The 22,172-nt window shown below is 74.6% G+C and carries 16 protein-coding genes; 12 read left to right on the top strand and 4 right to left on the bottom strand.

Annotated elements, in window-relative coordinates:
• Positions 1–14: 14 nt before the first annotated feature.
• A complete protein-coding gene (locus tag ACZ3IL_RS26065) occupies positions 15–1,436 on the top strand; it encodes a sensor histidine kinase (RefSeq protein ID WP_467394019.1) in 1,422 nt (473 codons plus the stop codon).
• A gap of 188 nt (positions 1,437–1,624) precedes the next feature.
• On the opposite strand, the gene ACZ3IL_RS26070 is transcribed toward ACZ3IL_RS26065, so the two are convergent.
• The gene (locus ACZ3IL_RS26070) at positions 1,625–2,623 is read right to left on the bottom strand and encodes a TAXI family TRAP transporter solute-binding subunit (RefSeq protein WP_467394021.1); all 999 of its coding nucleotides are present in this window, start codon (positions 2,621–2,623) and stop codon (positions 1,625–1,627) included.
• Positions 2,624–2,715: 92 nt separating this feature from the next.
• On the opposite strand from ACZ3IL_RS26070, the gene miaB reads away from it, so the two are divergent.
• Together miaB and ACZ3IL_RS26080 are read left to right on the top strand one after the other, a co-directional pair.
• Positions 2,716–4,236: a tRNA (N6-isopentenyl adenosine(37)-C2)-methylthiotransferase MiaB gene (gene miaB / locus ACZ3IL_RS26075; protein ID WP_467394022.1), complete on the top strand. Its 1,521-nt coding sequence runs from the start codon at positions 2,716–2,718 to the stop codon at positions 4,234–4,236.
• A gap of 292 nt (positions 4,237–4,528) precedes the next feature.
• Positions 4,529–5,245, top strand: a complete 717-nt coding sequence (locus ACZ3IL_RS26080; RefSeq protein WP_467394024.1) for a class III extradiol dioxygenase subunit B-like domain-containing protein — start codon at positions 4,529–4,531, stop codon at positions 5,243–5,245.
• Between the two features lie 137 nt (positions 5,246–5,382).
• On the opposite strand, the gene ACZ3IL_RS26085 is transcribed toward ACZ3IL_RS26080, so the two are convergent.
• Positions 5,383–5,703, bottom strand: coding sequence for an antitoxin (locus ACZ3IL_RS26085; RefSeq protein WP_467394026.1), 321 nt, complete (start codon positions 5,701–5,703; stop codon positions 5,383–5,385).
• A 419-nt stretch (positions 5,704–6,122) separates the two neighbouring features.
• Between ACZ3IL_RS26085 and miaA the strand changes: the two genes are divergently transcribed.
• From miaA to hflX, 6 genes are all read left to right on the top strand, one after another.
• Positions 6,123–7,061 (top strand): tRNA (adenosine(37)-N6)-dimethylallyltransferase MiaA, encoded by a 939-nt coding sequence (miaA, locus tag ACZ3IL_RS26090; protein ID WP_467394028.1) that lies wholly within the window; start codon positions 6,123–6,125, stop codon positions 7,059–7,061.
• Between the two features lie 108 nt (positions 7,062–7,169).
• Positions 7,170–7,682: a hypothetical protein gene (locus tag ACZ3IL_RS26095; protein WP_467394211.1), complete on the top strand. Its 513-nt coding sequence runs from the start codon at positions 7,170–7,172 to the stop codon at positions 7,680–7,682.
• 22 nt (positions 7,683–7,704) lie between these two features.
• Positions 7,705–8,583 carry a diaminopimelate epimerase gene (gene dapF / locus ACZ3IL_RS26100; protein ID WP_467394030.1) on the top strand — a complete coding sequence of 293 codons (879 nt, stop codon included), beginning with the start codon at positions 7,705–7,707 and terminating at the stop codon, positions 8,581–8,583.
• Between the two features lie 258 nt (positions 8,584–8,841).
• The gene (locus ACZ3IL_RS26105) at positions 8,842–11,043 is read left to right on the top strand and encodes a RelA/SpoT family protein (protein ID WP_467394032.1); all 2,202 of its coding nucleotides are present in this window, start codon (positions 8,842–8,844) and stop codon (positions 11,041–11,043) included.
• 147 nt (positions 11,044–11,190) lie between these two features.
• Entirely contained in the window at positions 11,191–12,684 is a 1,494-nt protein-coding gene (locus tag ACZ3IL_RS26110) for a M1 family metallopeptidase (protein ID WP_467394034.1), read from the top strand.
• Between the two features lie 257 nt (positions 12,685–12,941).
• Positions 12,942–14,435, top strand: a complete 1,494-nt coding sequence (gene hflX / locus ACZ3IL_RS26115) for a GTPase HflX (protein WP_467394036.1) — start codon at positions 12,942–12,944, stop codon at positions 14,433–14,435.
• 78 nt (positions 14,436–14,513) lie between these two features.
• On the opposite strand, the gene ACZ3IL_RS26120 is transcribed toward hflX, so the two are convergent.
• A complete protein-coding gene (locus tag ACZ3IL_RS26120; RefSeq protein WP_467394038.1) occupies positions 14,514–15,683 on the bottom strand; it encodes a trypsin-like serine peptidase in 1,170 nt (389 codons plus the stop codon).
• A 228-nt stretch (positions 15,684–15,911) separates the two neighbouring features.
• Positions 15,912–17,087 carry a trypsin-like serine peptidase gene (locus tag ACZ3IL_RS26125; protein ID WP_467394040.1) on the bottom strand — a complete coding sequence of 392 codons (1,176 nt, stop codon included), beginning with the start codon at positions 17,085–17,087 and terminating at the stop codon, positions 15,912–15,914.
• A gap of 565 nt (positions 17,088–17,652) precedes the next feature.
• Between ACZ3IL_RS26125 and ACZ3IL_RS26130 the strand changes: the two genes are divergently transcribed.
• From ACZ3IL_RS26130 to ACZ3IL_RS26140, 3 genes are all read left to right on the top strand, one after another.
• Positions 17,653–19,011, top strand: coding sequence for a diaminobutyrate--2-oxoglutarate transaminase family protein (locus ACZ3IL_RS26130; protein ID WP_467394213.1), 1,359 nt, complete (start codon positions 17,653–17,655; stop codon positions 19,009–19,011).
• Between the two features lie 370 nt (positions 19,012–19,381).
• Entirely contained in the window at positions 19,382–21,187 is a 1,806-nt protein-coding gene (locus ACZ3IL_RS26135; RefSeq protein ID WP_467394215.1) for an IucA/IucC family protein, read from the top strand.
• Positions 21,188–21,246: 59 nt separating this feature from the next.
• Positions 21,247–22,161 carry a GNAT family N-acetyltransferase gene (locus ACZ3IL_RS26140; protein WP_467394042.1) on the top strand — a complete coding sequence of 305 codons (915 nt, stop codon included), beginning with the start codon at positions 21,247–21,249 and terminating at the stop codon, positions 22,159–22,161.
• Positions 22,162–22,172 lie beyond the last annotated feature (11 nt).

Below are 22,172 nucleotides of genomic sequence, written 5' to 3' on the forward strand. Positions count from 1 at the left end.
CCGGCGGTCCCTCCGTGCGCACCCGACTCCTCCCCCTGCTCATCGTCCTGATGGCGGGCGTCCTGCTCGCCCTCGGCTTCCCGCTCGCCGCCAGCCTCGCCGCCACCGAACAGCAGCGGGTCGTCGTCGACCGCCTCGACGACGCCGCGCGCTTCGCCGCCCTCGCCCAGTTCGTCAGCGAGAGCGGCCCCGGCGTGGACGAGCGGCGCGTCACGCTCGGCGGTGAACTCGCCAGCTACCACGACGTGTACGACATCCGGGCCGGGGTCTTCTACCGCGGCAACCGGGCCATGGCCGCCGCCCCCGAGGACTGGGTCGTCCCGTACGACGGCGAGGGCAGGCGCGCCTTCAACGAGGCGCTGCTCGGACGCCGCAGCCACGACCCGCCCCAGGTCTGGCCCTGGCAGGACGACGCGCGGCTCACCGTCGCCTCCCCGGTCGTCCGGGACGGCGACGTCGTCGCCGTCGTCGTCACCGACTCGCCCACCGGGCAGCTCCGCTCCCGCATCCTGCACGGCTGGCTGCTGATCTTCGCCGGCGAGGCCGCCGCGATGCTGGTCGCCGTCGGCGCGGCCTTCCGGCTCACCGGCTGGGTGCTGCGGCCGGTCCGGGTCCTCGACGCCGTCACCCACGACATCGCCACCGGACGGATGAACTCCCGGGTCGCCGCCGCCGGGGGCCCGCCCGAACTGCGGCGCCTGGCGCGCTCGTTCAACGAGATGGCCGACAACGTGGAGGAGGCGCTCGAACAGCAGCGGGCCTTCGTCGCCGACGCCTCCCACCAGCTGCGCAACCCGCTCGCCGCCCTGCTCCTGCGCATCGAGCTGCTCGCCCTGGAGCTGCCCGAGGGCAACGAGGAGATCGCCTCCGTGCGGACCGAGGGAAAGCGCCTCGCCCGGGTCCTCGACGACCTCCTCGACCTGGCGCTGGCCGAGCACACGGCGGCCGAACCGCGGCTCACCGACGTCGGCGCGCTCACCGCCGAGCGCGTCGCGTCCTGGCGGCCGGTCGCCGAGGACAAGGGCGTCGTCCTGGAGGGGGAGTGCGGTGCGGTCACCGCCTGGGCGGACCCGGTGGCCCTCTCCAGCGCCCTCGACGCGGTGATCGACAACGCGCTGAAGTTCACCCCGGCCGGGGAACGGGTCACGGTCGGCGTGGCCCCGGACGGGAAGAGCGTCGCCGTCGTCGTGGCCGACCACGGACCCGGCCTCACGGAGGAGGAACTGGGCCGTGTAGGCGACCGCTTCTGGCGTTCGGGCCGGCACCAGAACGTCAAGGGCTCCGGTCTCGGCCTCTCCATCGCGCGCGTCCTGCTGACGGCGGGAGGGGGCGGGGTGGCCTTCGCCCCGAACGAGCCGCACGGGCTCCGGGTGACGGTCACCGTCCCCCGGAACGCGCCGGCGGAGACGGCGACGGGGGAGGGACAGGGGACGTAGGGAAGGGCGCCGGGCCCGGAGAGACGGAGCGCGCTGGACCGGAGAGACAGGGCGCGCGCCGGACCGGGAAGGCAGGGGCCCCGCCCGACCCGCGTCCCCGGGCCTCACCGCACGCCGGACCGGAGAGACAGGGCCCCGCCCGGCCCGCTTCCCCGGGCCTCACCGCACGCCGGGCCCGCGCCTCCGGGTCAGGGCTTCACCGAGCGGTAGTAGCGGCGGGCGCCGTCGTGGAGCTTCAGGGGTTCCGTGTACACGGCGGTGCGCAGGTCCACCAGCTGGGCCGGATGGACCTGGCGGCCGATCCCGTCCCGGCTCCTGATCACCGTGCGGGTGAACCCCTCCACCAGGTCCGTGTCGGCCTCCTCCGTGGTGACCAGGAGGTTCGCCACGGCCACCGTCTCCGTCGGCTGGCCGTCCTGCGCCTTCGCGTACGCCTCGGCCGGTATCACCGCCGAGCGGTAGTGACGGGTCGAGGCGCCGACGTCGTGCAACCGGTCGACCAGCTCCGCGTCCAGCGGGAGCAGCCGGACGGGGAAGCGTTCGGACAGCGACTGCACGGCCTGCGTGGGCAGCCCGCCCGACCAGAAGAAGGCGTCCAGGTCGCCGCGCTCCAGGAGCCCGGGCATCGTGTCGATGCCCGCCGAGACCGCCTTCACGTCCCGGGAGGGCGCGAGCCCCGCCGCCGCGAGGACCCGGTCGGCTATCAGCCGCACACCGGACCCGTCCTGGCCCACTCCCACCCGGAGGCCCTTCAGGTCCCGCACCCTCTGCCACGGCGACCCCTTGCGCACCACGAGCTGCACGTAGTCGTCGTACAGCCGGGCGCAGCCCCGCAACCGCTCGGAACCGGGCCTGCGCTCCCGCTGGTACTGGGCCACCGCGTCGGCCGTGGCGACGGTGAAGTCCGCCTCGCCCGTGGCCACCCGCGCCAGGTTCTGCTGGGAGCCCTCGCTGTCCTTGAGCCTTATCGAGACCTCGGGCAGGTCCTGGGCCAGGGAGTTCCTGAGGAGTTCCCCGTACCGCTGGTAGACGCCGGTGGGGACGCCCGTGCTGAAGGTGACCGTGCCGCGCGGGACGGAGGGGCCGAAGGGGGCCAGCCACCACAGGAGCACCCCGCACACCGCGAGCAGCGCGCCCGAGACCACCGGAACACGGCGGCGGGCTGCGCGGGAGAGCGAGGCGGACATGGCGGCGATCCTGCCAGCTCGCCACCGTCCCTGGCCAGGGACGGGCGCCGTGCACGGAAGGGGCCCCGCTCCGGACCGCCTACCCTTGACGCATGACGAGCAGCAGCGACCGGAGCACCGCAGTGAGCGTTGACGGCACCAAGACCTACGAGATCCGCACCTACGGGTGCCAGATGAACGTCCACGACTCCGAGCGGCTCTCCGGTCTGCTGGAGGAGGCGGGTTACGTACGGGCCGCCAAGGGCTCCGACGGCGACGCCGACGTCGTCGTCTTCAACACGTGCGCGGTCCGTGAGAACGCCGACAACAAGCTGTACGGCAACCTCGGCCGGCTCGCCCCCATGAAGACCGCGCGCCCGGGCATGCAGATCGCCGTCGGCGGCTGCCTCGCCCAGAAGGACCGCGACACCATCGTCAAGAAGGCCCCCTGGGTCGACGTGGTCTTCGGCACGCACAACATCGGCAAGCTGCCGGTCCTCCTGGAGCGCGCCCGTGTCCAGGAGGAGGCGCAGATCGAGATCGCCGAGTCCCTGGAGGCCTTCCCCTCCACGCTGCCGACCCGCCGCGAGTCCGCGTACGCCGCCTGGGTCTCGATCTCCGTCGGCTGCAACAACACCTGCACCTTCTGCATCGTCCCCGCCCTGCGCGGCAAGGAGGAGGACCGCCGGCCCGGCGACATCCTCGCCGAGATCGAGGCCCTGGTCGCCGAGGGGGTCTCCGAGATCACCCTGCTCGGCCAGAACGTCAACGCGTACGGCTCCGACCTGGGCGACCGCGAGGCGTTCTCCAAGCTGCTGCGCGCCTGCGGGCGGATCGAGGGCCTGGAGCGGGTCCGCTTCACCTCCCCGCACCCCCGCGACTTCACCGACGACGTGATCGCCGCCATGGCCGAGACCCCCAACGTCATGCCGCAGCTGCACATGCCGCTCCAGTCCGGCTCGGACGCGATCCTCCGGGCGATGCGCCGCTCGTACCGGCAGGAGCGCTTCCTCGGCATCCTGGAGAAGGTCCGTGCGGCGATCCCGCACGCCGCCATCTCCACCGACATCATCGTGGGCTTCCCCGGCGAGACCGAGGAGGACTTCGAGCAGACCATGCACACCGTCCGCGAGGCCCGCTTCGCGAACGCCTTCACCTTCCAGTACTCCAAGCGTCCCGGGACCCCGGCGGCCGAGATGGAGGGGCAGATCCCCAAGGAGGTCGTGCAGGAGCGCTACATGCGGCTCGTCGCGCTCCAGGAGGAGATCTCCTGGGAGGAGAACAAGAAGCAGGTCGGCCGCACCCTGGAGGTCATGGTCGCCGAGGGCGAGGGCCGCAAGGACGGCGCCACCGACCGCCTCTCGGGCCGCGCCCCCGACAACCGGCTCGTCCACTTCACCAAGCCGGACGAGGACGTGCGCCCCGGTGACGTGGTGACCGTCGGCATCACCTACGCCGCCCCGCACCACCTGCTCGCCGAGGGCCCGGTCGCCTCGGTGCGCCGCACCCGCGCGGGCGACGCCTGGGAGAGGCGCACCGCCGAGAAGCCGAAGGGCGTCCTCCTCGGCCTCCCGAAGATCGGCGTCCCGGCGCCCCTCCCGGCGGCCGAGGTCCCGGCCTGCGGAACCCACTGACGCACTGACCCGGGGGCCCGCCCCGGCGGCCGTGAGGCCCGGGGGCGGGCCCGCGACGCCGTCCTCCCGGACCCCGGCGGCGGACACCGTCCCGCCCCGGACGGTCCGGAAGCGGCACCCCGGGGACGACCGCTCCCGGGGTCGGCCCCGCGACGCCCGTCCCCGGGCGCCATCCCCACCCCGGCGACGACCGCTCCCGGAACGGCCCCGCGACGGCCCTCCCCGGGCGCCGTCCCCACGCGGGTCCGGCCACCCCCGGACGGCGCGGACCGGGAGCAGTAAGGTGCGGATCATGCTTGTCGCCGCAGCCGTCTGTCCCTGTCCGCCGCTTCTCGTGCCCGAGGTCGCGACCGGCGCCGCTCCCGAACTGGACGCCGTGCGGGCGGCCTGCGCGGACGCCGTGGGAGTGCTCGCCGCCGCGCGTCCGGACCGGCTCCACGTCGTCGGCCCCGCCGCCGAGGGCACGGAGGGCGTCTTCCCCTCCGGTACCACGGGCTCCTTCGCGGGCTTCGGCGTCGACCTCTCCGTACGGCTCGGCGACACTCCCCTGGCGGTCGACGCCGACCGTCCCCTGCCCGCGTCCCTCGCCGTCGGGGCCTGGCTCCTCGCACGGGCCGACTGGGCCGGCGTGCCCGTCGAAGGCCTGGGCGTGGCCGAGTCGGCCGCCGCCGACCTCTGCGCCGGGGCCGGACGCGCGCTCGCCGCCTCCGCGGAGCGCGTCGCGCTCCTCGTCATGGGTGACGGCAGCGCCTGCCGGACCGTGAAGGCCCCCGGCTACCTGGACGAGCGGGCCGAGGGCTTCGACGCGGAGGCCGTCCGGGCGCTGGGCGGGGCCGACCCGTCCGCGCTGCTGGCCCTCGACGCCCGGCTCGCCCGCGAGCTGAAGGCGGCGGGCCGTGCGCCCTGGCAGGTCCTCGCGGGCGCCGCCGAGGGCGCCGGCCTGGGCGGCCGGCTCCTGCACGAAGACGCCCCCTACGGGGTGGAGTACGTCGTCGCCGTCTGGTCCTGAGGCGTGCCGTAGAAGGCCGCGGCGCGGGCCGCCGACGGGGCCGCAACGGCCCCGGTACGACGGCGGACGGCCGCGGAGCGAAGTGCTCCGCGGCCGTCCGCCGCGACGGGAACAGCCCGCCGGTGTTCTCCGGGCCCTCAGGCGGCCGGCGGCGTCGTACCGCCGTTCCCCGGGAAGCCACCGGCGCCGGGCGCGGTGCCGGTCCCGGGCGCGGTGCCCGGCGCACCGCCGGTCCCGGGCGCGCCCCCGTCCTTGTGGCCCATCCGGTCGATGGCCTCCTTCGCCTTGCCCGTACCGGACCGGATCTTGTCGCTGTACTTGCCCTTGGTCCGCTCGTCGACCGCCTTCGCGGCCTTGTCCAGGCCCTGGTCGATCTTGTCGCCGTGCTGCTGCGCCAGGTCGGCGACCTTCTCCTTGGCCGGGCCGAGCTTCGCCTTCAGCGAGTCCATGAGACCCATGGGGCACCTTCCCTCCACGGGCCCTCGCGGGCCCGTCCTCGTGTCCTGCCCCCGGCGTTCCGGGGGCACCGACCGCGTGCGTCTTCGCCGCCCCGCCGTCCGCGGCGGCCCGGTCCGCGGCCGCTCCGGAGATCCCGGGGCTCCGGCGGCGGCCGTCACGGCCGGCGCCGAGACCGTTCCGGCGTCCGCCGTACCGTCCGCGTTCCCGCTCTCCCCCGGAGAACTCCCGACCGCGTCCGTCCGTTCCGCTTCTCGCGGCGAAAACTCACCCAAACGCCCCTCTTCACTCCACAGCGCACTCGGGGGAGGGGTTCCGGACGGTGACCGGCGGCCGCGGTCGCCGCCCGGACGGCGAAGCCGGAAGCCGCCGGTCACGCGGCCCGTTCGGGGCGGGCCGCGAGGTTTGCGAGACTGGGGCGGTGAGAAGCGCAGCTCCCGCCCCGCGGGTCATCGCCGTCGTCGGCCCCACGGCGGCCGGAAAATCCGATCTGGGCGTGTTCCTGGCCCGTGAGCTCGGGGGCGAGGTCGTCAACGCCGACTCGATGCAGCTGTACCGGGGGATGGACATCGGGACCGCCAAACTGACCCCCGAGGAGCGCGGCGGCGTCCCCCACCACCTCCTCGACGTCTGGGACGTCACGGAGACCGCCAGCGTCGCCGAGTACCAGCGCCTCGCCCGCGCCGAGATCGACCGGCTGCTCGCCGCCGGCCGCACCCCCGTCCTCGTGGGCGGTTCCGGACTGTACGTCCGGGGAGCCGTCGACGCCCTGGAGTTCCCCGGCACCGACCCCGCCGTCCGGGCCCGCCTGGAGGCCGAACTCGACGAGCACGGCCCCGGCGTCCTGCACGCCCGGCTCGCCGCGGCCGACCCCGGCGCGGCCCGCGCGATCCTGCCGGGCAACGGGCGCCGCATCGTCCGGGCCCTGGAGGTGATCGAGATCACCGGCAAGCCCTTCACCGCCAACCTCCCCGGACCCGACTCCGTCTACGACACCGTCCAGATCGGCGTCGACGTCGCCCGCCCCGAACTGGACGAGCGGATCGCCACGCGCGTGGACCGGATGTGGGAGGCCGGTCTGGTGGACGAGGTGCGCGCCCTGGAGGCGCGGGGCCTGCGCGAGGGGCGCACCGCGGCCCGCGCGCTCGGCTACCAGCAGATCCTCGCCGCGCTCGCGGGGGAGTGCACCGAGGACGAGGCCCGTGCCGAGACCGTGCGCGCCACCAAGCGCTTCGCCCGCCGTCAGGACTCGTGGTTCCGCCGCGACCCGCGCGTGCACTGGCTCAGCGGAGCCGCCGACCACCGGGGGGAACTCCCGGGGCAGGCGCTCTCGTTGGTCGAACGAGCGGTTACAGCCTGATCACGTGATGGCATCGGGACGCCCTGCCCGTCATTCCGGCGGGCGGGAGCGTGCCATCATCGAGCATCGATCGACCGAGTCGAGTCCGAGTGGGGAGGGCGCGTGGCGATGGAGGCCGGCCCTCGCGACAGAGAACAGCACGAAGCGGCCCTGGGCGACCCGACGGCCGACCCGTCGGGCGGGACACCCGGGCGCCCCGCCGACGGTGCTTCGGCCGTCGTTCCCGGACTGACCCCGGACGGTCCCGACGACGCGGTCGGCACCGCCGTCGAGGTGGACGCCGACGAGGTCGAGGTCGAACTGCGCCCCCAGCGGCGCCTGCGGATCTGGCAGCTGGCCCCGATCGTCGGCCTGGGCGCCGTCGGCTCGCTGATGTTCGCGTTCCCGCTCGCCTTCGGCTCCGGCGACGGCGGCGCCGTCCTCGCCATGCTCGGACTGCTCATCAGCTCCTGTGCGGCGGGCTGGGGAGTGATGGCCGCCCGCAAGGTCGGCCACACCTGGCCCGGCCTTCCGGCGCGCGGTTCCGGCGAGCGCCCGGACTGGCGCGTCCTCGCCCTGTACGCGGCCACCATCGCGGTCCTGGTCGCCCTCGCGGTCTGGCGCGTGGCCCGCCTCCGCTGACCCGCCCCGTACAGTTGATCCCGTGACCAGCGCGCAGACCTCCCCGTTCCGTTTCCTCAAGGGCCACGGCACCGAGAACGACTTCGTGATCGTCCCCGACGCGGAGAACGTCCTCGACCTGCCCCCCGCCCTCGTCGCCCGGCTCTGCGACCGGCGGGCCGGCATCGGGGGCGACGGTCTGCTGCACGTCGTGCGCAGCGCCGCCCACCCCGAGGCCCGGCACCTGGCCGGCGAGGCCGAGTGGTTCATGGACTACCGCAACGCGGACGGCTCGGTCGCCGAGATGTGCGGGAACGGGGTCCGGGTCTTCGCCCGCTACCTGGAGCACGCCGGGCACGTCACCACGGGCGAGGTGGCCGTCGCCACCCGCGGCGGGACCAAGCACGTCCACCTCGACAAGGACGGCTCCGTCACCGTCGCCATGGGCCGCGCGGTCCTCCCCGGGGACGGCGTCACCGTCACCGTCGACGGGCGCAGCTGGCCCGCCCGCAACGTGAACATGGGCAACCCGCACGCGGTCGCCTTCGTGGAGGACCTCGGCCACGCCGGGAACCTCCTCACCGAACCGTCCTACGAGCCCGCCTCGGTCTACCCGGACGGGGTGAACATCGAGTTCGTCGCCGACCGGGGCCCCCGCCACGTCGCCATGCGGGTCCACGAGCGCGGCGCCGCCGAGACCCGATCCTGCGGCACCGGCGCGTGCGCCGTCGCCGTCGCCGCCGCGCGCCGGGACGGCGTCGACCCCGCCGGGAGCGGCACCCCCGCCACGTACACCGTCGACGTCCTCGGCGGGACCCTGGTCGTCACCGAGCATCCCGACGGACGGATCGACATGACCGGCCCGGCCGTCATCGTCGCCGAGGGCTCCGTCGACCCGGCCTGGCTCGCCGCGGAGTCCTGAGGCAGGACGGCCCCGGGGCGGAGCGGGCCCCTGGGCCGCACGGGCCCCGGGGCGGAACGGGACAGGGAAACGGGACAGGGGAAACGGAGCAGGCCCCGGAATCGAAACTGTCAACGACCGATTTGTCGCTCGAATGGGTGATCCGTTTCACGCTGGGCGAGAGCGCGACTGCGCCGCGTGGTGGGGTCGGTAGCATCAAGCACCGGCCCCGGGCACGCCTGGCCCGCCCACCGCCGGTCGATGTCGCCGGAGGTGCCCATGAGCGCAGAGGCCACCAACCCTGGAAGCGCGGCGGAGGACGCCGCCACCGACGTGACCGTCCGCAGACGCGGACGCGCCCGTATCGACCTGCGCCGGCTCGGTCGCGCCGCCCTCCTCGGCGCCACCGCCGGCCCGGCCCCCCGCGACCGGCTGCCCGACGCCATCAGCCACGTCGCGGAGGCCCACCGCGCCCACCACCCCGAGGCCGACCTGGGCGTGCTGCGCCGGGCGTACGTCCTCGCCGAGTCCTCGCACCGCGGCCAGTTCCGCAAGAGCGGCGAGCCGTACATCACCCACCCGCTCGCGGTGACCCTCATCCTCGCCGAACTCGGCGCGGAGACCACCACCCTGACCGCCTCCCTCCTCCACGACACCGTCGAGGACACCGAGGTGACGCTCGATCAGGTGCGCCGCGAGTTCGGCGAGGAGGTCGCCTACCTCGTCGACGGCGTCACCAAGGTGGAGAAGATCGACTACGGCGCCGCCGCCGAACCCGAGACCTTCCGCAAGATGCTCGTCGCCACCGGCAACGACGTCCGGGTCATGTCGATCAAACTCGCCGACCGCCTCCACAACATGCGCACCCTCGGCGTGATGCGCCCCGAGAAGCAGGCCCGGATCGCCAGGGTCACCCGGGACGTCCTCATCCCGCTCGCGGAACGGCTCGGCGTCCAGGCCCTCAAGACCGAACTCGAAGACCTCGTCTTCGCCATCCTCCACCCCGAGGAGTACGAGGCCACGCGCGCCCTCGTCGCCGGCGCCCCGCACGCCGCCGGTGAACTCGGCGCCGTCGCGGAACAGGTCGAAACGATCCTGCGGGAGGCGGGCATCGGCGCCGAAGTCCTGGTCCGCCCCCGGCACTTCGTCTCCGTCCACCGCGTCCGCCTCAAACGGGGCGAGCTGCGCGGCTGCGACTTCGGGCGGCTCCTCGTGCTCGTCGCGGAGGACGCCGACTGCTACGCGGTCCTCGGCGAACTGCACACCTGCTTCACCCCGGTGGTCTCCGAGTTCAAGGACTTCATCGCGGCGCCCAAGTTCAACCTGTACCAGTCCCTGCACACCGCGGTCGCCGCCCCCGACGGGGCCGTGGCCGAGGTCCTCATCCGGACCCACCGGATGCACAGGGTCGCGGAGGCCGGGGTCGTCGCCCTCGGCAACCCCCACGGGGGACAGGAGACGGCCGGGCCGCCGGACGGCACCCCCGCCGCGCACCCGGACGCCGCCGCGCCCCCGGCCGAGGACGGCGAGCGCGCCGACCCCACCCGCCCCGGCTGGCTCTCCCGCCTCCTCGACTGGCAGCAGGCCGCACCCGACCCCGACACCTTCTGGTCCTCCCTCCGCGCCGACCTCGCCGAGGACGACGAGATCACCGTCTTCCACACGGACGGCACCACCCCCGGGACGCTCAGCCTGCCCGCCGGCGCGAGCTGCGTCGACGCCGCCTACGCCCAGCACGGCGAGGCCGCCCACGGCTGCCTCGGGGCCCGTGTCAACGGGCGCCTCGCACCGATGGGCACCGTCCTCGGCGACGGCGACACCGTCCAGCTCCTGCTCGCCCGGGACACCGTGTCCGGCCCGTCCCCGGCATGGCTGGACCACGCCAGGACCCCCGCCGCCCGGATCGCCATCACCGACTGGCTGCGGGGCCACCCCGAGAACGCCGCGCCCGCCGTCGTCCCCGCCGACCCCCGGCCCCCCGCGATCCCGGCCGCCGACCGCCGCGCGGGCACCGAACTCCACGCCGACCTGGACGGGGAGCAGCCCGCGGCCGTCCGGCCCGCCGGATGCTGCACCCCCGTGCCGCCCGACGAGATCACCGGCTTCCGGGTGCACGGCGGATCGGTCACCGTCCACCGCTCCGGCTGCGCGTCCGCCGCGGCCATGCGCCGGGTGGGCCGCGCGCCCGTCACCGTCCGCTGGGGCGACACCGCCCAGGGCAGGGTCACCCTCGTCGCCGAGTCCTTCGGGCGGCCCGGTCTCCTCGCCGACCTCACCGAGGCCATCGCCACCGCCGGTGCCGCCGTCGTCTCCGCGACCGTCGAACCGCCCAGCGAGCAGCGGGTCCGCCACACCTACACACTCCACCTCCCCGACGTGACGGAGCTCCCCGCCCTCATGCGGGCCATGCGGGACGTGCCCGGGGTGTACGACGTGCGCCGCGCCCGCCACCGGGCGTCACCGCGGCCGCGCCGGACGTGACCGGGCGCGGGCGCCCCGGTCGCGCGGCCGGCGCCGCCCCCCGGGCGCGGCCGCGACCCCCTTCGGGTGGCGGGCGAGCGCGCCGTCCCCGTGATCGGGGGAACCCCTGGTAGCCGTAGGTCCAGTCCTCCGGAAAGGCCCTGGCCCATGCCGCTCGTCCGATCCTCCCCGTCCCGTGCGCGACGGCTCCGTGCCGCCGCCGCGGCCGCCGCCTCGGCCGCGCTCGTCGCCGCCGCACCGCCCGCCCCCGCGCCGCTCGGCATCGGCGACCCGCTCTTCCCGCACCTCGGCAACCCGGGCTACGACGTCCTGGCGTACGCCATCGACGTGGCGTACCCCGGCGTGAACACGAAACCCCTCTCCGCCGTGACCCGGATCGACGCGCTCGCCACCGACGACCTGGAACGGATCAACCTCGACTTCACCCACGGCGAGGTCTCCGCCGTCACCGTCGGCGGACGGCCCGCCGCGTACGCGAGCAGCGGCGAGGACCTGGTCGTCACCCCCGCCGAACCGATCGGCGCGGGCGAACCGGTCCGGATCACCGTCACCCACACCAGCGACCCCTCCGGCCCCGCCGCCACCGGGGGCTGGGTCCGCACCGGCGACGGCCTGGCCATGGCCAACCAGGCCGACGCCGCCCACCGGGTCTTCCCGTCCAACGACCATCCGGCGGACAAGGCCTACTTCACCTTCCGGATCACGGCCCCCAGCGAGTTCACCGCCGTCGCCAACGGCCTGCCCGGCGGTCGCGTCCGCCACGGCTCCACCACCACCTGGACCTACCGCACCCGCCACCCCATGGCCACCGAGCTGGCCCAGATCTCCATCGGCCGCTCCGCCGTCGTGCGCCGCGAGGGGCCCCGCGGCCTGCCCCTGCGGGACGTGGTGCCCGCCGCGGACCGGGAACGGCTGGAGCCCTGGCTGCGCAAGACCCCGGGCCACCTGGAGTGGATGGAGCGGCGGGTCGGCCCGTACCCCTTCGAGACGTACGGCGTCCTCGTCGCGAACGCCGCCACGGGCTTCGAGCTGGAGACCCAGACCCTCTCGCTCTTCGAGCGCTCCCTCTTCACCGAGCCCGCCTACCCGGAGTGGTACGTCGACTCCGTCATGGTCCACGAGCTGGCCCACCAGTGGTTCGGCGACAGCGTCTCCCCGCGCACCTGGTCCGACCTGTGGCTCAACGAGGGACACGCCAGCTGGTACGAGGCGCTGTACGCCGAGGAGAACGGCGGCCCGGCCCTGGAGCGGCGTATGAAGGCCGCCTACGCCGCCTCCGACGGGTGGCGCGCGGCCGGCGGCCCGCCCGCGGCCCCCGAGCCCCCCTCGCCGGGCCACAAGATCAGCCTCTTCCGGCCGGTCGTCTACGACGGCAGCGCCCTCGTCCTCTACGCGCTCCGCCGGGAGATCGGCACCGGGGCCTTCGAGCGCCTGGAACGCCGCTGGGTGGCCCGGCACCGGGACGGGAACGCCGCCACCGCCGACTTCGTCGCCCTGGCCGGCCGGACCGCCGGGCGCGACCTCACCGGCTTCTTCAAGGCCTGGCTGTACGGGACGAAGACCCCGCCCATGCCCGGGCACCCGGACTGGCGCAGCGAACCGGTCCGGCCGCCGGCGGGGAGCGCGCCGGAACACCGCTGACGGGCTCCGGCGGCCCCCCGGGACCGGCGGTCGACGGACCCCCGGCGGCGTTTCGGGGCCGGCGGGCGACGGGCCCCGGCCGGAAGCCGGAGAGCCGCCCGGCGGGGCCGGCGGGCACCGCGAAACCCGGATGACGCGCCGTGGCGGGCCGTGTCACCATCGTCGGGTCGGTGACGCGGCCGGGCCGGGAATCTTCCGGCGTCCACGGACGTTGTCACCGGCGGACACCTTTTTCTCCTCATCGACGTAAGGATCCAATGACCTCCTCTTCATCCCCTTCCCAGGACGAACAGAGCTTCGCGGAGACGAGCCGTACCGAGAGCCTTCGGGCCGATGCCCTGATGGAAGAGGACGTCGCCTGGAGCCACGAGATCGACGGAGAGCGGGACGGCGACCAGTTCGACCGCTCCGAGCGCGCGGCCCTGCGCCGTGTCGCGGGCCTCTCCACCGAGCTCGAGGACGTCACCGAGGTCGAGTACCGCCAGCTGCGCCTGGAGCGCGTCGTGCTGGTCGGCGTCTGGACCTCGGGGACCGTGCAGGACGCCGAGAACTCCCTCGCGGAACTCGCGGCCCTCGCCGAGACGGCGGGCGCCCTCGTGCTCGACGGCGTGATCCAGCGCCGCGACAAGCCGGACCCGGCCACCTTCATCGGCTCGGGCAAGGCCCGCGAGCTGCGGGACATCGTGGTCGAGACCGGCGCCGACACCGTCGTCTGCGACGGCGAGCTCAGCCCCGGCCAGCTCATCGCCCTCGAAGACGTCGTCAAGGTGAAGGTGGTCGACAGGACCGCCCTCATCCTCGACATCTTCGCCCAGCACGCCAAGTCCCGGGAGGGCAAGGCACAGGTCGCGCTCGCGCAGATGCAGTACATGCTGCCGCGCCTGCGCGGCTGGGGCCAGTCGCTCTCCCGGCAGATGGGCGGCGGCGGCGGTGGCGGCATGGCCACCCGCGGTCCCGGTGAGACCAAGATCGAGACCGACCGGCGCCGCATCCGCGAGAAGATGGCGAAGATGCGCCGGGAGATCGCCGAGATGAAGACCGGCCGCGACATCAAGCGGCAGGAACGGCGCCGCAACAACGTGCCGTCGGTCGCCATCGCGGGGTACACCAACGCCGGCAAGTCCTCCCTGCTCAACCGGCTCACCGGCGCGGGCGTCCTCGTGGAGAACGCGCTGTTCGCCACGCTCGACCCGACCGTCCGCCGGGCCGAGACGCCCACCGGCCGGGTCTACACCCTGGCCGACACCGTCGGCTTCGTCCGGCACCTTCCGCACCACCTGGTCGAGGCGTTCCGCTCCACCATGGAGGAGGTCGGCGACTCCGACCTCATCCTGCACGTGGTGGACGGCTCGCACCCCGCCCCGGAGGAGCAGCTGGCCGCCGTGCGCGAGGTCTTCCGGGACGTCGGCGCGGTGAACGTGCGGGAGATCGTCGTCATCAACAAGGCTGACGCGGCGGACCCGCTGGTCCTCCAGCGCCTGCTGCGGACGGAGAAGCACTCCATCGCGGTCTCGGCCCGCTCGGGCCGGGGCATCGCGGAGCTGCTCGCGCTCATCGACGCCGAGCTGCCGCGGCCGCAGGTCGAGATCGAGGCCCTCGTGCCGTACACGCAGGGCGGTCTGGTCTCGCGGGTGCACGCCGAGGGCGAGCTGGAGTCCGAGGAGCACACCCCCGAGGGCACCCTGGTCAGGGCCCGGGTGCACGAGGAGCTGGCGGCGCTGCTCGCGCCGTTCGTCCCGGCCGCGCACTGACGGTTCCCCGAACCGGTGGCGCCGGTCCCCTCCCGCCCGGGAGGGGACCGGCGCCACCGGTCGTTCCACGGGACGGTCTCAGCGGGCGAACTTCTTGCTGGCCGCCTCGTGAGCCGCCCTGGCCCCCTGGCCCAGCTGCGGTCCGGCGAGCCATCCGTTGCCGTCGGCCGGGCCGATCGAGGTGTTCGAGACGAGCGCCGTCTTCCCGTTCGGCAGCGTCCGGAACCAGCCGCCGCCGGACGATCCCGCCGTCATCGTGCAGCCGATCCGGTACATCACCGGGGTGGCGGGCGCCGTGGTCAGCCGCGTCGCCCGGTCCAGGCACTTGTGCATGATCACGCCGTTGTACGGGGCGGCCTGCGGGTAGCCCCAGGCCCCGACCGTCCCGGCCCGTGCGGGCGCCGGGGCGGAGAAGTCGACCGGCAGGGCGGCGCCGACGGTCTCCTCCAGGGACTTGGTGCCCCGCTGCGGCTTCACGTGCAGCACGGCGTAGTCGTACGGCCAGGCCCGGCCGGTGCCGCCCGACCTGATCCACTCGCCGGACGTCACGGCCCAGTCGGCCCAGTACTGGCCGTACGGGTACACCTCGTGCGGCTTCGCGTTCCGGAGCGCGGCGGGGGACTTGCCCAGGTCGTTGAAGGCCGGGACGAAGGTGATGTTGCGGTACCAGCCGCCCCTCCCGCCCGCGTGGACGCAGTGACCGGCCGTCCAGACGAGGTTGGACCTCCCGGGCCGCCGGGGGTCCTTCACGACGGTGCCGGAGCAGACCATGTGGCCCTGCGGCGCGTCGAAGAAGATCTTGCCGACCGGGGCCGCGTGACGGTGGTACGGCGTCTTCTCGCGCTGTGCCCCGACGGGCCGGGGCGTCGGATCGGTTCCGCCGGTGCCGGCCCGCGCGGTGACCGTCTGGTCCGGGCTCTTCGCCGACTGCATGCGCGCGGGGTTCCAGAGGCCGTCGATCACCGGATTGACGAAGTCCTCCGCCTCACGGAGCCACTTGTCGCGGTCCCAGTTCCTCCACTCGCCGTTCTTCCACTTCTCCGGGTCGACGCCGTGTTCCCTGAGCTTGCCGGCGAGGTCCCCGGGAAGGCTGGAGCCGCCGTCACCGTCGGCGGCGGTGGGCGCGGAAGCGGTCGTCCCGGCTGGTTTGCCCGCGGCCGGGGTCTCGGTCGGACCGCAGGCGGTGGCGGTCAGCGCGAGCGCCGAGGCCAGTCCGAGGACGGCCGGTACGAGTCGTACGGAACGCATGTGGTGTTCTCCCCCTGAAACGTTTCTTCGCCGAGGCGTGTCCCTCTGCGACGTGTCCCTGCCAAGCGTGTCCCCGTCGGGGCCCGATCGCTCCCGCCGACGCTGCGCCGCCGGGGCGTCCTCCCCGCGTGCCGGGGCCGACCCGGCACGGTCCGGTAGGGCACGGCACCGGCCCGGTACGGCACGTGGGGAGGCGGGACCCCCCGGGCCCCGCCTCCCCGGTACGTCCTACCGGCCCGCGTACTTCTTGCTGACCGAGTCGAAGACGGCCTTGGCCTCCGCGCCCAGGCGCGGGCCCGCGAGCCAGCCCGCCGACGACGGGCCGATCGAGGTGTTCGACACCAGCGCGGGCTTGCCGTCGCGGCCCTTGGCCACCCAGCCGCCGCCGGACGAACCGCCGGTCATCGTGCAGCCGATCCGGTACATCGTCGGCTGGTTCGCCTTCAGGGACAGCCGGCCCGGCCTGTCCTGGCACTGGAACATCTTCTGGCCGTCGAACGGCGGCGCCGCCGGGTAACCGGTCGCCGTCATGCTCGCGATCTTCGGCGTCGCGGGGGCGTTGAAGTCCACCGGAAGCGCCGACCCGACCGTCTCCTCCAGGGACTTGCCGGACGACCCCTTCTCCGGGGTCACCCGGATGACCGCGAAGTCGTAGGGAGCGCCCGCGCCGCCCGTGTTCGCGCCCTCGGCGATCCACTGGTCGGAGGTCTTGACCCACTCCGCCCACCACACGCCGTACGGGGCGATCTTCTCCCGCGACGCCTTTTCCAGGTCGGAGGTCGCCAGCGCGGAGTCGTTGTACGAGGGCACGAAGGCGATGTTGCGGTACCAGCCACCCTTCTTCCCCTTGTGCACGCAGTGACCGGCCGTCCAGACCATGTTGGACCTGCCCGGGTGCGCCGGGTCCCGCACGACGGTGGCCGAGCAGACCATGGAGCCCTCGGGGCCGTCGAAGAAGACCTTGCCGGACTCCGGGACCCTGTCGTGGTACTTGGCGCCCACGGCCTTCGCCCGCACCGGGTCCGGCGTCGGGTCGGTCACGCCCTTGTCACCGGAGATGTCCTCCTCCTCGACCGGCCTGTCGGGGCGCTCGGCCTCCCGCATCCGGTCGGGGTTCCAGAGGTCCTCGATGATCGGGTTGACGAAGTCCTTGGCCTCGCGCAGCCACTTGTCGCGGTCCCAGTTCTTCCACTCGCCGCCGCGCCACTTGTCGATGTCGATCCCGTGCGCCTTCAGGCGGTCCTTCAGGTCCTCCGGAATCTTGATCCTGCTGTCCGGGCTCGGGCTCGCGGGCGCGCTGGGCTTGTTCCCCGCGTTCTCCTCGCTCGGCCCGCAGGACGTAACGGTGAGCGTCAGCGCCGCGACGGCGGAAGCCGCCGTCAGCAGCGGACGAATCGATCGCATCTCGTGATCCCCCTGGGACTACGTCAACTTGTACGGCTTGCTCGTGGGCGAGCGGTGGCCGGACCCTCGCGGACCACGGCCGGCGCCCCCACTATGCCGGTGCCGGAGGGGACGGTACGCGCCCCGCCGGCGGTTCCGGGAACCGTTCGGCCGTTGTCGTGCCGTGATCCGGGACACGCCAAGATCTCGCCTCCGGCCCGTGATCCCCGGGAGTTCCCGTCGTTGGTACGTACGGGGGACGCGACGGAGACGCCCGTGACGGGCCTTGCGGCCGCTCCACGACGCCCCGATGTGCAACGCAACCGTTACAGCGGGAGGACACCGAGCCGTGGCCGTGACCGAACCAGCTCCGGCCGTTCCACCGGCCGCGCGCACGCAGACCGGGCCGGCCGGCGGGACCGCCGGCGGACCGCACGCGGCCGCCGGCGCGCCGGCCCGGGGCGCCGCCCCCGACCCGCGCGCCCTGCCCGCCCCGGCGGACGAGGCGGGCGGAGCGGACCCCGGGCCCGGGGAACGACCGGCGTCCCCCGCGGGCCGGACGGTACGGGGGACCGGGTACGAGGGCATCCTGCGCCGCCAGTCCCTGCGCGAGTCCGCCGCCCGCACCTACGCCCGCTCCCTCCCGATCGTGCCGGTGCGGGCCCGGGGCCTGACCATCGAGGGCGCCGACGGCCGCCGCTACCTGGACTGCCTCTCCGGCGCCGGGACGCTCGCGCTCGGCCACAACCACCCCGTGGTCCTCGAAGCCGTCAAGAAGGTCCTCGACTCGGGCGCCCCGCTCCACGTCCTCGACCTCGCCACCCCCGTCAAGGACGCCTTCACCTCCGAACTGTTCGCCACCCTCCCCGGCGAGCTCGCCGACGACGCCCGCATCCAGTTCTGCGGACCGGCCGGCACGGACGCCGTCGAGGCCGCCCTCAAGCTCGTCCGCACCGCCACCGGCCGCGACGGGCTCCTCGCCTTCACCGGCGCCTACCACGGCATGACGGCGGGGGCCCTCGCCGCCTCCGGCGGAGCGACCGACGTCCGTGTCACCCGGCTCCCCTATCCACAGGACTACCGCTGTCCCTTCGGCGTCGGCGGTACGTACGGCGCGGAACTCGCCGCCCGCTGGACCGAGAGCCTCCTGGACGACCCCAAGAGCGGCGTCACCGCCCCCGCCGGAATGATCGTCGAGGCCGTCCAGGGCGAGGGCGGGGTCATCCCGGCCCCCGACGACTGGATGCGCCGGATGCGCCGCGTCACCGCCGACCGCTCCATCCCCCTCGTCGTCGACGAGGTCCAGACCGGGGTCGGCCGCACCGGCGCCTTCTGGGCCGTCGAGCACAGCGGCGTCGTGCCCGACGTGATGGTCCTCTCCAAAGCCATCGGCGGCTCCCTCCCGCTCGCCGTCATCGTCTACCGGTCCGCACTCGACGCCTGGGAACCCGGCGCCCACGCGGGCACCTTCCGCGGCAACCAGCTCGCCATGGCCGCCGGCACGGCCACCCTCGCGTACGTCCGCGAGAACGGGCTCGCCGAACGGGCCGGCGTCCTCGGCGACCGCATCCTCGGACAGCTCCGGGGCCTCGCCGCCGCCCATCCGTGCGTCGGTGACGTCCGGGGCCGGGGCCTGATGATCGGGATCGAACTCGTCGACCCCGACGCGTCGGGACCGGGCGACCCCGTACCGCCCGCCGCCCCCTCCCTGGCCCGTGCCGTCCAGCAGGAGTGCCTGGCCCGCGGGCTCATCGTCGAACTCGGCGGCCGGCACTCCGCGGTGGTCCGGCTCCTGCCGCCGCTCACCCTCACCGACGAGCAGGCCACCGCCGTCCTCGACCGCTTCGCCGACGCCCTCGCCGCGGCCGAACGGGCCCACGTCCCCCGCCCGTCCGTCCCCCACGGCGTCCCGGCCCCCACGATCGCCCCCGAGCGGTCCGACTGATCCCGGACCGACCCGGCCCCACCCCCCAAGGAAGCCCGTGAACGCCACGCCCACCTCCCCGGCACCCGCCACCGAGGTCCCTCCCGTCCCCGAGCCGCCCGCCGCCGGTTCCCCCCTCGCCCCCGAGCCCCCCGGCCCCGCGACCCGTGTTCCCGGGGGGCCCGGCCGGAAGGGGTTCGCCCAGGAGGCGTTCGGCCCCGGCGGGCACGGGCCCGAGGCGCTCGCCCCCGAGACGCTCCGTCCCGGGACCCGCGTCTCCGGGGAACCCGGCTCCGGAGCCCTCGCGTCCGGAGCCCTCGCACTCGGGGCGCCCGCCTCCGGAGCCCTCGCACCCGGGGCGCCCGCCTCCACTGCACTCGTACCGGGGGCCGTGACGCCCGCCTCCGGGCACGGCCTTCCCACGGGTCCCGTCGCCCCGTGCCCGCCCCCCGGCCTCCACGCCCCCCGGCCGGACACCACCGACCCCCTGGACGATCCCGACCCGCGGCGCGCCGCAGACACGGCCACGATCGAGAACCTCCTCCGCTGCTGGGTCCGGGAGAAGAACCTCTCTGCCCCCGGGTCCACCACCCTGCGCGTCCCCCTCGACGCCAGCGGCACCGCCCTCCTCGTCCCGGTCCGCTACTGGTCACCCACCGGCTGGCACCGCTTCGGCGCACCCGTCCTCGAAGGGCTTCCCGCCTCGGTGCCGTCCGTCGACGCCGTCACCGTCGCCGCCCTCATCGGCCGGGAGACCGGCTGTTCCGCAGGCGCCGACCTCGTCGGCCGGGTCGCCGACTCCGCCCGCCGCACCGCCGACTTCCTCGCCGAACGCCGCCGGCGGCCCCAGCCGCACCTGGACGCCGACTTCTTCCTCGCCGCCGAACAGTCCCTCCTGCTCGGCCACCCGCTCCACCCCACTCCCAAGAGCCGTGAAGGCCTCACCGAGGCCGAGAGCCGCCTCTACTCTCCCGAGTCGCAGGGCGCCTTCCCCCTCCACTGGTTCGCCGTCGACACCTCCGTCCTGGCGGCCGATTCCGCCTGGACGGAACAGGGCCGGCCCGTCACCGCCGAACAACTCGCCCTCGAACTCGCCGACGGACTCGCCCTGCCCGCCGGAACCGTCCCCCTGCCCCTCCACCCCTGGCAGGCCCGCGACCTCCGGCACCGTACGGACGTCCGTGCCCTCCTCGACGCCGGCCTCCTCCACGATCTCGGCCCCCACGGCAGGCCCTGGCACCCCACCTCCTCCATCCGCACCGTGCACCGCCCCGGCACCCGGGCCATGCTCAAACTCTCCCTCGGCCTGCGCATCACCAATTCCCGCCGCGAGAACCTCCGCAAGGAACTCCACCGCGGCGTCGAGGTCCACCGGCTGCTCCGCACCGGCCTCGCCGACGAATGGCAGGCCGCCCACCCGGGTTTCGACATCGTCCGCGACCCCGCCTGGCTGGCCGTCGACACCCCGAACGGCGCCCCCGTCACGGGTCTGGACGTCATGATCCGCCACAACCCCTTCGGGCCCGGCGACGACGCCGTCTGCATCGCCTCCCTCACCGCTCCCCGCCCCTGGCCCGGATCCACCGCCATGCGCTCCCGGCTCGCCGACCTCATCGGCGGGCTCGCCGCCCGCACCGGCCGTCCCGCCGCCGCGGTGGCCGCCGAGTGGTTCCTCCGCTACCTCGACCAGGTCGTCCGACCCGTCCTCTGGCTCGACGGGCACGCCGGCATCGCCCTGGAAGCCCACCAGCAGAACACCCTGGTACTCCTCGACCCGGAGGGCTGGCCGATCGGCGGCCGCTACCGCGACAACCAGGGCTACTACTTCCGCGAGTCCCACCGGAGCGAACTGGAGAGCCGCCTCCCCGGCATCGGCGCCGAGAGCGACACCTTCGTCTCCGACCAGGTCACCGACGAGCGCTTCGCCTACTACCTCGGAATCAACAACGTCCTGGGCCTGATCGGCGCCTTCGGCTCCCAGCACCTCGCCGACGAACGCGTCCTGCTCGCCGCCTTCCGCAGCTTCCTCACCTCCGCCACCGGTCTGGGCTCCCCCCTTCCGCACCGGCTCCTGGAGGCCGCGACCCTGCGGAGCAAGGCCAACCTCCTCACCCGTCTGCACGGCCTGGACGAACTCGTCGGCCCCGTCGACACCCAGTCCGTCTACGTCACCGTCACCAACCCCCTCCGCACCTGAACCCGGCCGCCGTCCCGCGACCCGCACCCCGACCGTCCCGCCGAGAGGAGAGCGACACCGTGTCACCCACCCGCCCCCCGGCCGATCCGTCCGGAGGCGACATCCTCGCCCCGGGAGCCGAAGGCCTCGTCGCCCTCCTCACCGGGGAAGCACCGGACCCGGCCCCCGGCATCCCGGCCGACACGGCCTTCGCCGGTGTCCTTCCGCCGCGCCGCGGCCCCGCCCCCACCGACCGGCCGGTCACCGACCGCCTCACCGCCGGCCCTTTCCGCGCCGGCCGTCCCACCCCCGGCCTCCGGGCCCCCGGCCTCCCGGCCACGGACCTTTCCACGGGACTCTTCGGCCACCGCCCCCCGGACGGCGCTCCTCCGGATGACGACCCGTCGAACGGACTCCTCGACGGCGACCTGCTCGACGCCGTCGCCACCTGGGGCCCCGTCGCCACCCCGGCCGGTTCCTTCCGGCTCGCTCCCGTCCGGCTCGAACGGGACCTGTCACTCCTCACCGGGTGGATGAACGACCCCGCCGTCTCCGCCTTCTGGGAGCTGGCCGGTCCCGCGGCCACGACCGCCCGTCACCTGCGCGCCCAGCTGGAGGGAGACGGCCGGAGCGTCCCCTGCCTCGGAGTGCTCGGTGCGACGCCCATGAGCTACTTCGAGGTCTACCGCGCGGACCTCGACCCGCTCTCCCGGCACTACCCGGCCCGCCCCCACGACACGGGTATCCACCTGTTGATCGGGGGCGCCACGGACCGGGGGAGAGGCATCGGCACCACACTCCTGCGCGCCGTCGCCGACCTGATCCTCGACCACCGTCCCCACTGCACCCGCGTCGTCGCCGAACCCGACATCCGCAACACCCCTTCCGTCTCGGCCTTCCTCGGCGCCGGCTTCCGCTACGCGACGGAAGTCGACCTCCCCGACAAGAGAGCGGCGCTCATGATCCGCGACCGCGCCCTGCGCCACGTCCTGTGACCACCCCTCCG

The sequence above is a fragment of the Streptomyces sp. NPDC014907 genome (assembly GCF_055562975.1).